This is a genomic window from Paracoccus sp. MA (assembly GCF_020990385.1).
GTDB lineage: Bacteria > Pseudomonadota > Alphaproteobacteria > Rhodobacterales > Rhodobacteraceae > Paracoccus.
The window spans coordinates 2,330,060-2,343,447 of the sequence record NZ_CP087598.1; the positions used below are offsets into that span (position 1 = coordinate 2,330,060).

A 13,388-nucleotide genomic window follows, 5' to 3' on the forward strand; every position below is an offset into this window, starting at 1 on the left:
GCTTACCTCGGATGCAGCAGGCGGGGGTTCGTGGCGATCGCCAGAACGTCGGCCAGCAGGTTCAGCAGGATATAGACCGCGGCGAAGATCAGCGCGCAGGCCTGCACCACCGGAATGTCGCGGTTGGTGACGCTGTCCACCATCAGCTGACCGAGGCCGGGATAGACGAAGACAACCTCGACGATGACGACGCCGGTGATCAGCCAGGCCACGTTCAGCGCCACCACGTTGACGATGGGGGCCAGCGCGTTCGGCAGGGCGTGGCGGGTGACGACGCGCCAGCGCGACACCCCTTTCAGCCGCGCCATGGTGACATAGGGCGCGCCCAGCACGTTGACCACCGCCGCCCGCGTCATCCGCATCATGTGGGCGGTCACCACCAGGACCAGCGTGATCGCGGGCAGGAAGGCGCGGCCCAGCATCTCGGCCAGCCGCGGCGAGGCGCCGGGATCGGCGATCGAGGGGAACCAGCCCATCCTGACCGACAGCCAGAACATCAGGATATAGGCGATGAAGAATTCCGGAAACGAGATCGCCGACAGCGTTGCCACATTGGCGATGCGGTCGAACCAGCTGCCGCGCCACAAAGCGGCGAGCAGGCCCAGCCCCACCGCCAGCGGCACCGCGATCACCGCCGCATAGGCGGCCAGGAACAGCGTGTTGCCCAGCCGCGCGGCCAGCAGGTCCGCCACCGGCCGGCCATTGGCCAGCGAGCGGCCGAAATCGCCCGACAACACCCCGCCGACCCAGTCGAGATAGCGCCAGGCCAGGGGCTGATCCAGCCCAAGCTCGCGCCGGAAGGCGGCGACGGTCTCGGGCGTGGCGGACTGGCCCAGCACCTGCTGGGCGATATCGCCGGGCAACAGGCTGACGGCCAGGAAGATCAGCACCGAGATGACGAAGAGCGTAAAGACCCCGATGCCCAGCCGGCCCGCGATCATCCTCAGGATGGGCCGCCGCCGGGCCTCGGCGGCGCTCATGCGGTGGCCTCCTTCTGGCGGATCGGGCGGATGCCGGCGCCGGCATGGTCGGGATGCGGCGCGCCGTCCTGCGCGGCCACCCGGTCCAACGCCTCCAGCAGCGCCGGCGGCATCGGGATGGCGCGGCCCTCGCCGGTATCGACATGCAGCAGCATGTGCTCGCCGGTCGCGGCCTCGCTGCCGTCCTCGCGCAGGATGGCGTGATGCAGGCGGAAGCGTTTGGCGTCATGGCCCAGCAGCCGGGTCTCGACGGTCAAAAGCTCGCCGGCCTTCACCTCGGCCAGGTGGCGGATATGGGTCTCGACCGTATAGGCCGAGCGGCCCTGCGCCCGGTAATCGGCATCCAGCCCGATATGGATCAGGAAGGCGTCCGTCGCATCGCCCAGCACCTGCAGATAGCGGAACTCGGTCATGTGGCCGTTGTAGTCGACCCAGCCGCCGGTCACGCGGGCCTGATGGATGCGCAGCGGATAGCCCTCGGCCCGCACGGGCGCGCGGGCATAGAAGCCGTCCTCCTGCGCGCGCACGGTCTGGCCGACACCCCAGTCGTTCGCCTTGAGCGCTTGGAAGATGCCGACCAGGTTGTCGTCGCGGATCCGCTCCAGCTCGCGGATCGAATGCCGGCCCGACTGCGCGTCGGACTGGCCGGCGATACGGTCGATCAGCGCCTCGTCGAGGTCGGGCACCTCCATCAGCTTGGTCCAGGGCCATTTCAGCGCCGGGCCGAACTGGCCCAGGAAATGCCGCATCCCGGCCTCGCCGCCGGCGATGCGATAGGTCTCGAACAGGCCCATCTGCGCCCAGCGCAGGCCGAAGCCGAAGCGGATGATGTCGTCGATCTCCTCGGTGGTGGCGATGCCGTCATGGACCAGCCACAGCGCCTCGCGCCAGACGGCTTCCAGCAGGCGGTCGCCGATATGGGCGTCGATCTCGCGCGCGATCCGGACCGGCTTCATGCCGATTTCGGTCAGGATCTCGCAGGCGCGATCCGCCGCCGCGCCGCCGCCCACGACCTCGACCACCGGCAAGAGATAGACCGGATTGAACGGATGGGCGACGAGGATGCGGGCGGGATGCCGCGCCCCCTGCCGCAACTCGGACGGCTTGAAGCCCGAGGTCGAGGAGCCGATCAGCGCCGTCCCGGGCGCGGCGGCCTCGATCTCGGCGATGATGCGGTGCTTCAGCTCCAGCCGCTCGGGCACGCTTTCCTGGATATAGTCCGCGTCCCGGACCGCCTCGGCCAGCGAGTCGGCCCAGAGGATGCGCCCCGGCCGGGGCAGCGGCGCCTGGAACAGCCTTTCCCAGGCGCGGGTGGCATTCGCCAGCACCTCGCCGACGATGCGCTGCGCCTCGGGGTGGGGGTCGTGGACCGCCACGTCATGCCCCGAGAGGATGAAGCGGGCGATCCAGCCGCCGCCGATGACCCCGCCGCCGATTGCCGCGATCTTCATGCCTGCCACCACCGTTCCACGATCTTCCAGCCGTCGAGGAAGCGGTTCGACGCCACCTCGCCATGCGCCACCTTGTCATTGGCCACGTCGATATAGTTCACGAAGATCGGGATGATGGTGCCGCCGTCCTCGGAGACCAGCCCCTGCATCTCGCGATACATCTCGGCGCGCAGGCTGTCGTCCAGCTCGGCCCGCGCCTTCAGCAGCAACTCGTTGAAGCGTTCGTTGTCCCAGTGGCTCTCGTTCCACTCGGCGCCCCGGGCATAGACCAGGCTGAACATGTCGTCCTCGGTCGGGCGGCCGTTCCAGTAGCTGACGCAGAAGGGCTTCTTCAGCCAGACATTGGACCAATAGCCGTCGTCCGGCTCGCGCTTGACGGTCAGCTCGATCCCGGCCGCCTTGGCCGATTGCTGGAACAGCTGCACCATGTCGAGCGCCCCGACCGAGGCCGCGTCCGAGGCGGAAATCTCGACCTTCAGCCCCTCCATGCCGGCCTGTTTCAGGTAATGTTTCGCCTTGTCAGGGTCATAGGCCCGCTGCGGCAGGTCGGCGGCAAAGAAGCGGTTCGCCGGCGCGATCGGGCTGTCATTGGCGATCTGGCCATGGCCGCGCAGCACCTTGTCCAGCACCTCCTGCCGGTCGATAGCGTATTTCAGCGCCAGCCGCAGGTTCGGATCGGTAAAGGGCGCCTGGTCGCAGAACATCGGCATGGTGTAATGCGCAGTTCCCGTCACCTCGACCAGTTGCAGGCCGGGCCGGCGCTGCAACAGGTGCAGGGTGGCGAGGTCGGGCGAGTTGATGACATCGACCTCGCCGGTCATCAGCGCATTCTGCCGGGCGGTGGCGTCGTTGATGGTCAGCAGCACCGCCTCGTCGAACCAGGCGCGGTCGGGCTTCCAGTAATCGTCGCGGCGCTTGAGCGTGATACGCACGCCGGGCTCGAAATTCTCCAGCACATAGCCGCCGGTGCCCAGGCCCGACTGCCAGTCCAGCGTGCCGTCCTCGTTCGCCGGCATGATGACGAAGTGATAGTCCGAAGTCAGATAGGCGAAATCGGCATTGCCTGAGGTCAGCTCGAACACCACGACATTGTCGCCGTCGGCGCGGATCTCCTTGACCTGCTCCAGCGAGCCCTTGGCGCCGGACTTGGTATCGGCACCGCGATGGTGGTCGAAGGACGCGATCACGTCCCGCGCCGTGACCTTGCGCCCGTCCGAGAAGGTGACGCCGTCCTTCAGGCGGAAGGTCCAGACCCGGGCCTCGGCATCGGGCTCGAACTCGGCCAGTTCGGGCACGGCCTGGCCCTTGGCGTCGATCTCGACCAGGTTGTTGCAGACCGCCAGCATCGCCGTCACCACCGGGCCGGCGGCATAGGTCGCCGGGTCCAGCGTGTCCGAGGTCGCACCGCCCAGATGGCCGATGCGCAGCCTGCCGCCGCGCTTCGCCTCCTGCGCCCGCGCGCCGCGCGGCAGGATCAGCCCCGCCGCCGCCATGCCCGCCGCGCCGGCCAGCAAGCCCCGCCTTGTCAGCCCCCGACTCGTCAGATTGATGCTCATGGTGGACCCCCTGTCTTGTGTTATGGATTGGTTCGGCCTGCGGCTCAGCGCCGGGTCAGCTTCAGCGTGTCGCGCACCTCCTGCGGGCCGAGGATGCGGCAGCCCATCGCATTCAGGATCGTCGCCGCCCGCTCGACCAGATCGCCGTTGCGGGCCGGCACGCCCTTGTCGAGCCAGATGTTGTCCTCAAGCCCCACACGCACATTGCCGCCCGCCAGCGCCGCCTGCGCGACGTAAGGCAATTGCATCCGCCCGATCGAGAACATGGAATAGACCCAGCCGGGCGGAATGTTGTTCACCATCGCCATCAGGCTGTTGGGATCGGCGGGCGCGCCATAGGCGATGCCCATGCACAGCTGGATCATCACCGGATCGTCGATCAGCCCCTCCTCCACCAGCGTCTTGGCCAGCCACAGATGGCCGGTGTCGAAGACCTCGATCTCGGGCCGCACCCCCGCCGCCTGGATGCGCGCCGCCATGGCGCGCAGCGTGCCGGGGGTGTTGGTCATGACGTAATCGGCCTCGGCGAAGTTCATCGTGCCGCAATCGAGGGTGCAGATCTCGGGCAGCAGTTCCTCGACATGCACCAGCCGCTCGCTGGCGCCGATTAGGTCGGATTGCGGCGACAGCGGCAGCGGCGCCTCGGCCGAGCCCAGCACGATGTCGCCGCCCATGCCCGCCGTCAGGTTCAGCACCACGTCGGTGCCCGCGGAACGCACCCGGTCCACCACCTCGCGATACAGCGCCGGGTCGCGCGAGGGCGCGCCGGTCTGGGGATCGCGCACATGCACATGGGCGATGGCCGCGCCCGCATTCGCCGCCTCGATGCAGGCTTCGGCGATCTGGCGGGGCGTGATCGGCACCAGGTCGGACTTCTTGTGGCTCTGCCCCGATCCGGTCACCGCGCAGGTGATGAAGACGTCACGGTTCATTCATGGCTCCGGCAATATGTGATTTCACCGCAGCCTGACAGCTATTCCGCTGGCATGATGTGCAATTTACGCCATAATCTTTGCCCATGTCGCCAAAATCGCCGCTGCACCTGACCTTCCTGCTGTTCGACGGCTTCTCGAACATGGTGCTGGCCAGCGCCATCGAGCCCCTGCGGGCGGCGCGCGACCTGTCGGGGCGGCGGCTGTTTTCCTGGCAGGTCGCTTCGCTGGACGGCGGGGCGGTGACCAGTTCCTCGCGGCTGGCGATCTCGGTCGATCTGCCGCTGGAACGGGTGGGGGCGACGGATGCGCTGATCCTGGTTTCGGGCTATGGCATGCGCGACCACCTGCAGCGCGATTCGGCGCAGGCGGTGCTGCGCAAGGCGCGGGGGCTGCCGGTGGTGGGGGGCCTTGATACCGGCGCGTGGCTGCTGGCCCGCATGGGCCTGCTGGCCGGGCGCCGGGCCGCGATCCACTGGATGGAGCGCGGGGCACTGGCCGAGGCTTTCCCCGAAATCACCGTGGTGGCGGACCCCTATGTCGCGGATGGCAACATCGTCACCTGCGGCGGCGCGCAAAGCGTGCTCAGCTGGTCGCTGGACCTGATCGGCGCGCAGGCGGGCGAGGCGCTGCGCTTCGACGTGGCGAACATGTTCGGCCGGGTGATGGGCCGCAGCACCGATCCGGTGGAATGGCAATTGCCCAGCCGCATGACCGACAGCGCGCTGCCGCCGTCGCTGCAGCGCGCCATCGTCGCCATGCGCGAGACCGCCGAACAGCCCTTGCCCCTGCCCCGCATCGCCGAGCGCGCGGCGCTGTCGCCGCGCAGCATGGACCGGCTGTTCCATGCCCATCTGGGCCTGTCGGCCGGCGGCTATTACCGGCAGATCCGGCTGTCCCATGCCCGGGCGCTGGCCTTGGAGACCAAGCTGACGCTGGGCGAGATCGCCTCGCGCACCGGGTTTTCGTCGCCCGCCACGCTGGCGCGCGCCTATCGCAAGCAGTTCGGAGAAACCGTGCGCAAAAGCGCGGCGGGCTGACGCCTTACCACAGATGCCGGCGCAGCGCGTCGCCTTCCTGCGGCGGGGCGGCCGTGTCGCTGCGCGTGTCGGCGACACCGATGTCGCGCAGCAGATGCGCCGGCAGATCGGCCAGCGCCTTGCGGGTCGCGGGATGGTCCAGCGCCGCCATGCGCCCCTCGCATGGCGATAGGCTGGGCTTATCCCGGCGCAGCACACCGAAAAGCAGCCGGGTCAGGCCCGGCAGGAAGGGGCGTTGGCGATCGCATACGGAATTATCGGACATTTTTGCCCTCCTTTCGGTGGTCATGGTTGATCCACGCTTCGATCATGCTAGGTTTCCACGGCAATGACCAACAAAGCCTCGGCAAGCATCCATAAGGCAGGCTTATGTCGATTCCCCCGCTTGCCGCCCTGCGCGCCTTCGAGGCGGTGGCGCGGCACCTGAACTTCACCCGCGCCGCCGAGGAACTGGGCATGACCCAGGCCGCGGTCAGCTATCAGATCCGTTTGCTCGAGGAACGGCTCGGCACGCCGCTGTTCCTGCGCAAGCCGCGCGAGATCGTGCTGACCGAGACCGGGGCGCTGTTCGCCCGTCCGACCATCGACGCCTTCGACATGCTGCGCGAAGCCTTTGCCGACCCCTCGGCGGATTCGGTCTCGACCCTGTCGATCTCGACCGTGCCGACCTTTGCCGGGGCCTGGCTGTCGCCGCGGCTGGGCAAGTTCCAGATGAACCACCCGAACCTGGCGGTGCGGCTGGAGACCAGCGACAATCTGGTCGATTTCGGGCGCGAGGACATCACCGTCGCCATCCGCGCCGGCGAGGGCGGCTGGCCGGGGGTCGAGGAGCATTTCCTGATGCCCATCGAATACACCCCCATGCTGTCGCCGGCGCTGGCCAGGAAGCACGAGCTGCGCGAGCCCGCCGACCTGCTGAAGCTGCCGCTGCTGGACCGGGTGGACCCGAACTGGGCGGTCTGGATGCGCGAGGCGGGGGTGGATTTCTGGGAGGCCCCGCCCAAGCCCGGCCTGACGCTCTCGACCGACCTGCACGAGGCGCGGGCGGCGCTGGAGGGTTACGGCGTGGCGCTGCTGACGCCGCGCTTCTTCCGCTTCGAGCTGGCGACCGGCAGCCTGATCCAGCCCTTTCCGCTGGTGGCGCAGAACGGCCGCAGCTTCTGGCTGGTCTATCCCAAGGGCCGCCGCAACCGTCCTGCGATCCGCAAGTTCCGCGCCTTCCTGCTGGACGAGATCGCCTGCGATCCGGGCTAGGCCGGCTGGCGGCGCCCGTGACCCCGCCCGCGACCCTGCGGCGCGGCAGGCAGGGGGAAGATCCGGTCATAGGCGATGTTGAAGACGAAGTTGTAGACCAGATAGAAGGCCACGATGAACAGGTCGAGCAGCAGCGTCTGCCACAGCGTCATGCCCAGATACCAGGCCATCGGCGGCAGCAGCATGACCAGCAGGCCCAGCTCGAACAGCGCGGTATGCAGCAGCCGGTGACGCAGCGACTTGCCGACATGGCCGACCCAGCGCCGCATGGCGTGGTCGAAGCCCAGGTTGAAGACAAAAGTCCAGACCGTGGCCAGCGTCGCCGCGCCGACGCCGACGACGCCCATGTCGAACACCGGCTTGTCATAGATCCAGGCGGCCAGCGGGGTGACGATCGCCAGGCCGATCAGCTCGAAGCTCACCGCGTGGCGGACCCGGTCCGGGAAACTGCGCATCGTCATCGTGATTCCTCATCGTTGCTTGCTGCGCTTTCTATCTGTATTTTCCAGAATACAAAGTTAGATACCATCGGATTTGCAGATAGATGACCGTCACGCTGGACCAGCTGGAAGCCTTTGTCGCCGCCGCGCAGCACGGCTCGTTCTCGGCCGCCGGCCGGGCGCTGCGCAAGGCGCAGTCGGCGATCAGCACCCAGGTCTCGAATCTCGAGGACGACCTGGGCGTGGCGCTGTTCAGCCGCGAAGGACGCAACCCGGTGCTGACGCCCGCGGGCGAGCGGCTGCTGGCCGAGGCCCGCGTGGTGCTGGACCGCCGCGAGCACCTGATCGGCGTCGCCGCCAGCCTGACCGCGCATGTCGAGCACCGGCTGGTCGTCGCCATCGACGAGCTTTATCCCGAAGAGCCGCTGGCGACGCTGTTCGCCGAATTCGCCGCGCGCTTCCCGCATGTCGAGCTGGAGCTGCTGTTCCCGATGATGGAGGATGTCAGCCGGCTGGTGCTGGACGGCAAGGCCGATATCGGCGTGATGTGGCGGCAAGAGGTGCTGCCGACCGAGATCGCCTTCCACACGCTGGGCTGGGTGCCGCTGAAGCTGGTCTGCGGCAAGGACCACCCGCTGGCCCATACGGTGGTGGACTGGGAGGACTTGAAGCGCCACCGCCAGCTGATGGTCGCGGTGCGCAGCGAGGGACCGGAAAAGCAGCGCCTGCGCACGGCGGCCGAGGTCTGGTGGGTGGAAAGCCACTGGGTGATCCTGCAACTGGTGCGCCGCGGCATCGGCTGGGCGCTGGTGCCCGACCACATCATCGAGGAATCGCCGGTGCGGGACGATCTGGTCACCCCGGCGCTGCAATTCGACGGCGCCGACTGGCCGGTGGCGCTGGAACTGGTCTGGCACAAGCAGCGCCCCAGCGGCCCGGCCGCGCGCTGGCTGCGCGAACGCTTTGCCGCCATGCGGATCAGCGGCTTTCCGGCCCCGGGCGCCGGCTAGGACCTCAGCAGAAGGGCCGGGTCGAGACGGCGCCGACCTTCAGCCGCCGGCGCAGCGCGCGAGAGGCCCAGTCGGCCAGCGCCGTCAGCAGGATCATCGCCACCACCAGCAGCGCGGCGCGATCGAAGCGCAGCGTGGCGATGGCGCTGTCCACGTAAAAGCCCAGCGTGGCGATGCCCAGGATGCCCAGGATCATGCTTTCGCGCAGGATGATCTCGCCGCGATAGAACAGATAGGCGATGAGCCCGGAGGAAACGCGCGGCACCAGCTCATAGGCATAAAGCCCGGCCCCGCCCGGCCGGTCGGGGCGCAGGGTCGGGACCATGCCCTCGGCCTGCCGCCCGACCAGATGGGCGATGATGGCGCCGTTGTGCAGCCCCAGCGCCAGCACCGCCGGCAGCATCGAGGGGCCCAGCACCTGCACGCCGACAAAGACCAGCATGTATTCCGGGGTCGAGCGCATGATCACCAGCGCCACATGGCCCAGCCCGGCGCCGATCCGGCCGGCCAGCGCGGTGACGATCAGCGGGAATGCCACAAGCGCGACGATGCCGCACAGCACGAAGGCCAGATAGCTGACCAGCACCGTGGCCCAGGCCCCCGGCAGGACCTGCTGCGAGACGAGCCGCCAGAGCCAGTCGCCGAAGGCGCCCCAGGTCCCCGCCGCCGTCAGGTCGGCGCCGCGCAGCGGCGCGGGCACCATGTCCACCGCCAGAAGCTGCCACAGCCCGAAGCCCGAGACCTGGCCCGGCGACAGCGCGGCAAGATAGGCCAGCGCCCCCAGCACATAGAGCGGCACCAGCCGCCGCCGCAGCCACAGCGACTGGCTGATGATCAGCGCATAGGTCAGCAGCAGCACCGCCGCCGCGCCGTCGTAGCGGCCCTGCTTGAACAGCGTGTCGAGCTCGAAGCCCAGGGTCGGCAGGCCGACGAAGCCCAGCACCGCGCTGGAGCGGATGCCGCATTCGATGCGATAGCAGAAATAGCTCCAGAAGGCCGGCAGGCTGGGCACCAGCTTGGCATAGATCAGCCCGGACAGCGTCAGGCCGCGCCCCGGCAGGGCATCGCGCGGGGCGGGGTCGGCCTCGTCCAGGATCTCGCCGAAGACCTTGGCGAAGATGCCGCTATAGGACAGGGCCAGCGCCATCACCGCCGCGATGGCCACCGGGCCGGTCACGGTGATGATGAACAGCGCCCAGATCAGCTCGTGCACGCTGCGCAGGCAAAGCGAAAGCACCCGGACCGCCCGCCAGTTCCAGGCCAGCGCCATGGCGAAGCCCGCCGCGGCGCCGATGGCGACCCCGCCGAAGGCCACGGTCAGCGTCAGCAGCATTGCCTGGCCCAGATTCTCCAGCGCCAGGAAATCGGGACGCGCGAAGCCCAGCGCCAGCGCCTTCAGCACCGCCCCGGGCGAGGGCGCGCTGACCTGCAGATCGGCCGCGAACAGCGCCAGCGCCGCCAGCGTCAGCGCGATCCACACCACCTGCAGCCGCCGCAGCGGCCTGTCGCGCCGGCGCGGCCGCGGCGGCTCAAGCGGCGTAGAGACGGTCGATGTCGGAGGCATTCTGCTCGCCCGTGCGCAGGTCGAAGATGATACGCCGGTCCTTCAGCCCGACCAGCCGGGTGCAATGCGCCAGCGCCAGCCCGATATCGTGCAGCGAGATCACGCTGGTCGGAAAGCGCGACAGCAGCGCCCGCAGCACCTCGGGCGCCTGCATCTCGTCCAGCGCCGAGACCGGCTCGTCCGCCAGCAGGAAGCCGCCGCCGGCATGGATGGCGCGGGCCACCGCCGTGCGCTGGCGCTGGCCGCCCGACAGCCGCTCGACCGGGCGGTCGAGCAGCGGCTCCAGCCCCAGCTCGCGCGCCAGCGCCGCCACCTCGGCCCGGTCGCGGCGAAAGGGGCGCAGCAGCGTGACCAGATTGTAGAAGGCCGAATGCCGGTGCAGCCGGCCCATATGGACGTTGTGGAACAGGCTCAGCTGCGGCACCAGCCCGTTTTCCTGCGGCACCAGCGCCACATCCTCGCCCGCCGCCATGGCGCTGTCGCGGATCGCCGCCAGCAGGGTGGATTTACCAGCCCCGCTGCGGCCAAGCAGCGCCACCCGCTCGCCGGGCCGGATCGCCAGCGTCACGTTCTCCAGCACCACGGTCGGGCCGTAGGCCAGCGTCTGCCCGCGCAGTTCCACCATCAGCCGGCCTCAGTCCAGCAGGTCGAGCTGCCGGGCGACCTCTTCGATGGGCTCATAATCCGCGTTGCTGGCGGGGATGAACTTGCTGCGCGGAAAGGCACCGAGAATCTCCGGATCGTCCATGCCGAGGATCGCCGCTTTCAGCCGCTCGGTAAAGCCTGCGCCGAACCGGTCGTCGGCGTCGCCGCGCAGGGTGAAGTTGTAGTCGGGATAGGAGGGCGTGCGCCAGATGACCGGAACTTCGGCGGGATCGACCTGGCCCTTGGCCACCATGTCGTCATAGGCGGTGAAGTTGACCGCGCCGATCTCGTAGGCGCCGCTCTGCACCAGCTCGACGGTCTTGGTGTGATCGCCGGAAAAGCCGACCCGGGAAAAGAACACCTCGGGCGCCATGCCGGTGTTGCGCCGGATCTCGTATTCCGGCATCAGCCGCCCCGAGGTCGAGGTCTTGGCGCCGAAGGTGAAGCTGCGTCCCTGGGCCGCCTGCGGGAAATCCGGGCTCTCGGTCAGGCCGACCGCCTTGTTGGCGATGAAATAGCTGACGAAGGCCGCGTCCTCCTCGCCCTGGGCGATGGCGACCGAGCCGGGCAGCGCCAGCCGGGCCTGCACGCCCGACAGCCCGCCGAACCAGGCCAGCTGGATCTGGTCGTTGCGAAAGGCCACCACGGCGGCGGGATAGGATTTCACCGGCACGAATTCGACCGGAACGCCCAGCTTGCCGGACAGGTATTCGGCCACCTTGGTAAAGCGGCCCATCAGCTTCGTCGCGTCCTCGTCCGGGATGGCCGAGAAGCGCAGCACCTCGGCGGCGCGGCCCAGGCCGGGGGCGATCGCGGCGCAGGCGGCGAGGCCCGCGATGACTTGTCGGCGTTTCAGGCTGAATTCCATGGCTCGTTCTCCTGTCCAGGACCGGGTTGCGTCATCTCGTCGTCCCTTGCGGCGCGCCCTCCCTGCCACGGCGGGCGGCCCGCCTCAAGGCGCGGCGCCGGGGGGCTGACCGGCTTGCCGCCGGCCCGCACTCCGCCGCGCATGGCCCGCATTCACGCAGCCGGCCCCGCGAAGCGCAGCCGGTCGAGCTGGGCCAGAAAGGGCGCCGGGTCCTCAAGGCAGCGCAGATCCAGCAGGAACTGCCCCCTGTGGATGCGGCCGATCACCGGCAGCGGCAGGTCGCGGAAGGCCCGGGCGATGCGCGCGGCCGAGACGGCGCCGGTTTCGGCAAAGGCCAGCCCGGCGCTGGGCAGCAGGTCCACGGGCTGGGCGCCGCTGCCGATCTGGCTCAGGCAGTCGACGACCGAGACCTCGGCCGCGCCCTGCAGCGCGGCGCGGACCTGCGGGCAAAGCCGCTCGGCCAAGGCGCGGATCTCGTCCCGGGGCCGGGTCAGCAGGCGCAGGGTCGGGACCTCGGCCCGGGCGCGTTCGGGATCGCCATGGCTTTGCAGCGTCTCGGCCAGCGCGGCCAGGATGATCTTGTCCACCCGCAGCGCCCGTTTCAGCGGGTTGGCCCGCATCCGGTCCACCAGCGCGCGCGAGCCGGCGATGATGCCGCATTGCGGCCCGCCCAGCAGCTTGTCGCCGCTGAAGGTCACCGCGTCGGCGCCGTCGCGGATCGCCTGCCGCGCCGTCGGCTCGGGCGGCAGGCCGAAGGCGTCCAGATCGATCAGCGAGCCGCTGCCCAAGTCGATCAGGAAGGGGATGCCGTGCCGCCGGGCCAGCGCCGCCAGATCGGCCTGCGGCACCTCGGCGGTAAAGCCCTCGATGGCGTAATTGCTGGCATGGACCTTCATGAAGGCGGCGGTGTCATCGTTCACCGCATTGGCATAGTCGCGCAGATGCGTGCGGTTGGTGGTGCCGACCTCGTGCAGGCGGCAGCCGGCGCGGGCCATCACGTCGGGCACCCGGAAGGCGCCGCCGATCTCGACCAGCTCCCCGCGCGAGACGACGACCTCGCGCCCCAGGGCCAGGGTGTTCAGCATCAGCATCACCGCGGCGGCGTTGTTGTTCACCACCGTCGCCGCCTCGGCCCCGGTCAGCCGGCAGATCAGCGCCTCGACATGGCTGTCGCGGTCGCCGCGCGCACCGCCGTCGAGGTCGTATTCCAAGTTCGTGGCATTGACCATGGCCTGAAAGGCGGCCTCGGCGGCGCGGCGCGACAGCAGCGCCCGGCCCAGATTGGTGTGGTTGACCGTGCCGGTGAGGTTCAGCACCGGCCGCAGCGAGGGCCGGGCCTGCGCGGCCAGCCGCCGGGCGCATTCCTCCAGCACGCCCTCGCCCGCCGCCGCATCGCCGCGGCCCGCCGCCATGCGCCGGTCCCGCAGCAATTCGCGCAGCATCCCGACGACATTGTCGCGCCCGTGATGCGCGATCATTTCCCGCGCCTCGGCCTGGCGCAAAAGCCTGTCGATCGAGGGAAGGGCGCTGCGGGGGTCCATGGATCCTTCGGAATGGCGGCGGTTGCGCAGGGGGCCATCTGCGGAAAGGCATTTCACCCCGCCGGCCAGCTTGGGTTTTGCGCCCTGCCCTGTCAATCCGACCTCTT

At 69.2% G+C, this 13,388-nt stretch carries 13 protein-coding genes; 3 read left to right on the plus strand and 10 right to left on the minus strand.

All coding sequences use genetic code 11. The features are described from left to right. Nucleotides 1–2 precede the first annotated feature (2 nt). Genes LOS78_RS18705 through LOS78_RS18720 form a run of 4 tightly spaced genes read right to left on the minus strand, consistent with a single transcriptional unit; the run spans nt 3 to nt 4,919 of the window. The gene (locus LOS78_RS18705; RefSeq protein WP_011751292.1) at nt 3–980 is read right to left on the minus strand and encodes an ABC transporter permease; all 978 of its coding nucleotides are present in this window, start codon (nt 978–980) and stop codon (nt 3–5) included. Next, entirely contained in the window at nt 977–2,431 is a 1,455-nt protein-coding gene (locus LOS78_RS18710) for a carnitine 3-dehydrogenase (protein ID WP_230377758.1), read from the minus strand. Before LOS78_RS18710 ends, LOS78_RS18705 begins: the two co-directional genes overlap by 4 nt. Continuing rightward, entirely contained in the window at nt 2,428–3,987 is a 1,560-nt protein-coding gene (locus LOS78_RS18715; RefSeq protein ID WP_230377759.1) for an ABC transporter substrate-binding protein, read from the minus strand. The genes LOS78_RS18710 and LOS78_RS18715 overlap by 4 nt, the downstream gene beginning before the upstream one ends. 44 nt (nt 3,988–4,031) lie before the next feature. Continuing rightward, nucleotides 4,032–4,919, minus strand: coding sequence for a 3-keto-5-aminohexanoate cleavage protein (locus LOS78_RS18720; RefSeq protein WP_230377760.1), 888 nt, complete (start codon nt 4,917–4,919; stop codon nt 4,032–4,034). A gap of 86 nt (nt 4,920–5,005) precedes the next feature. Here LOS78_RS18720 and LOS78_RS18725 point away from each other — a divergent pair, with 86 nt between their 5' ends. Continuing rightward, nucleotides 5,006–5,959, plus strand: coding sequence for a GlxA family transcriptional regulator (locus tag LOS78_RS18725; RefSeq protein WP_230377761.1), 954 nt, complete (start codon nt 5,006–5,008; stop codon nt 5,957–5,959). A 4-nt stretch (nt 5,960–5,963) separates the two neighbouring features. On the opposite strand, the gene LOS78_RS18730 is transcribed toward LOS78_RS18725, so the two are convergent. Then, on the minus strand, nt 5,964–6,224 hold the full coding sequence (locus LOS78_RS18730; protein WP_230377762.1) for a hypothetical protein: 261 nt from the start codon (nt 6,222–6,224) through the stop codon (nt 5,964–5,966). A gap of 104 nt (nt 6,225–6,328) precedes the next feature. Here LOS78_RS18730 and LOS78_RS18735 point away from each other — a divergent pair, with 104 nt between their 5' ends. Beyond that, a complete protein-coding gene (locus tag LOS78_RS18735; protein WP_028711559.1) occupies nt 6,329–7,213 on the plus strand; it encodes a LysR substrate-binding domain-containing protein in 885 nt (294 codons plus the stop codon). Here the strand turns inward: LOS78_RS18735 and LOS78_RS18740 are convergent. Then, nucleotides 7,210–7,674: a PACE efflux transporter gene (locus LOS78_RS18740; protein ID WP_230377763.1), complete on the minus strand. Its 465-nt coding sequence runs from the start codon at nt 7,672–7,674 to the stop codon at nt 7,210–7,212. The genes LOS78_RS18735 and LOS78_RS18740 overlap by 4 nt on opposite strands. Nucleotides 7,675–7,757: 83 nt before the next feature. Here LOS78_RS18740 and LOS78_RS18745 point away from each other — a divergent pair, with 83 nt between their 5' ends. Then, nucleotides 7,758–8,663, plus strand: a complete 906-nt coding sequence (locus tag LOS78_RS18745) for a LysR family transcriptional regulator (protein ID WP_230377764.1) — start codon at nt 7,758–7,760, stop codon at nt 8,661–8,663. A 4-nt stretch (nt 8,664–8,667) separates the two neighbouring features. On the opposite strand, the gene LOS78_RS18750 is transcribed toward LOS78_RS18745, so the two are convergent. The 4 genes from LOS78_RS18750 to selA form a co-directional block, all read right to left on the minus strand. Beyond that, nucleotides 8,668–10,227 carry an ABC transporter permease gene (locus tag LOS78_RS18750; protein WP_230377765.1) on the minus strand — a complete coding sequence of 520 codons (1,560 nt, stop codon included), beginning with the start codon at nt 10,225–10,227 and terminating at the stop codon, nt 8,668–8,670. Beyond that, complete coding sequence (locus LOS78_RS18755) at nt 10,193–10,852, minus strand: ATP-binding cassette domain-containing protein (RefSeq protein WP_028711563.1); 660 nt, start codon at nt 10,850–10,852, stop codon at nt 10,193–10,195. The genes LOS78_RS18750 and LOS78_RS18755 overlap by 35 nt, the downstream gene beginning before the upstream one ends. A 9-nt stretch (nt 10,853–10,861) precedes the next feature. Beyond that, nucleotides 10,862–11,740 (minus strand): putative selenate ABC transporter substrate-binding protein, encoded by an 879-nt coding sequence (locus LOS78_RS18760; RefSeq protein ID WP_230377766.1) that lies wholly within the window; start codon nt 11,738–11,740, stop codon nt 10,862–10,864. A gap of 152 nt (nt 11,741–11,892) precedes the next feature. After that, nucleotides 11,893–13,281: an L-seryl-tRNA(Sec) selenium transferase gene (gene selA, locus LOS78_RS18765; protein ID WP_230377767.1), complete on the minus strand. Its 1,389-nt coding sequence runs from the start codon at nt 13,279–13,281 to the stop codon at nt 11,893–11,895. Between the last annotated feature and the right edge of the window lie 107 nt (nt 13,282–13,388).

What these genes read in the sequence shown, in the direction of transcription:
- LOS78_RS18740 (WP_230377763.1), bottom strand. Translation starts at nt 7,674, where the DNA reads ATGACGATGCGCAGTTTCCCGGACCGGGTCCGCCACGCGGTGAGCTTC.
- LOS78_RS18730 (WP_230377762.1), bottom strand. Translation starts at nt 6,224, where the DNA reads ATGTCCGATAATTCCGTATGCGATCGCCAACGCCCCTTCCTGCCGGGC.
- LOS78_RS18760 (WP_230377766.1), bottom strand. Translation starts at nt 11,740, where the DNA reads ATGGAATTCAGCCTGAAACGCCGACAAGTCATCGCGGGCCTCGCCGCC.
- LOS78_RS18735 (WP_028711559.1), top strand. Translation starts at nt 6,329, where the DNA reads ATGTCGATTCCCCCGCTTGCCGCCCTGCGCGCCTTCGAGGCGGTGGCG.
- LOS78_RS18710 (WP_230377758.1), bottom strand. Translation starts at nt 2,431, where the DNA reads ATGAAGATCGCGGCAATCGGCGGCGGGGTCATCGGCGGCGGCTGGATC.
- LOS78_RS18750 (WP_230377765.1), bottom strand. Translation starts at nt 10,227, where the DNA reads ATGCCTCCGACATCGACCGTCTCTACGCCGCTTGAGCCGCCGCGGCCG.
- LOS78_RS18745 (WP_230377764.1), top strand. Translation starts at nt 7,758, where the DNA reads ATGACCGTCACGCTGGACCAGCTGGAAGCCTTTGTCGCCGCCGCGCAG.
- selA (WP_230377767.1), bottom strand. Translation starts at nt 13,281, where the DNA reads ATGGACCCCCGCAGCGCCCTTCCCTCGATCGACAGGCTTTTGCGCCAG.
- LOS78_RS18720 (WP_230377760.1), bottom strand. Translation starts at nt 4,919, where the DNA reads ATGAACCGTGACGTCTTCATCACCTGCGCGGTGACCGGATCGGGGCAG.
- LOS78_RS18715 (WP_230377759.1), bottom strand. Translation starts at nt 3,987, where the DNA reads ATGAGCATCAATCTGACGAGTCGGGGGCTGACAAGGCGGGGCTTGCTG.
- LOS78_RS18705 (WP_011751292.1), bottom strand. Translation starts at nt 980, where the DNA reads ATGAGCGCCGCCGAGGCCCGGCGGCGGCCCATCCTGAGGATGATCGCG.
- LOS78_RS18725 (WP_230377761.1), top strand. Translation starts at nt 5,006, where the DNA reads ATGTCGCCAAAATCGCCGCTGCACCTGACCTTCCTGCTGTTCGACGGC.
- LOS78_RS18755 (WP_028711563.1), bottom strand. Translation starts at nt 10,852, where the DNA reads ATGGTGGAACTGCGCGGGCAGACGCTGGCCTACGGCCCGACCGTGGTG.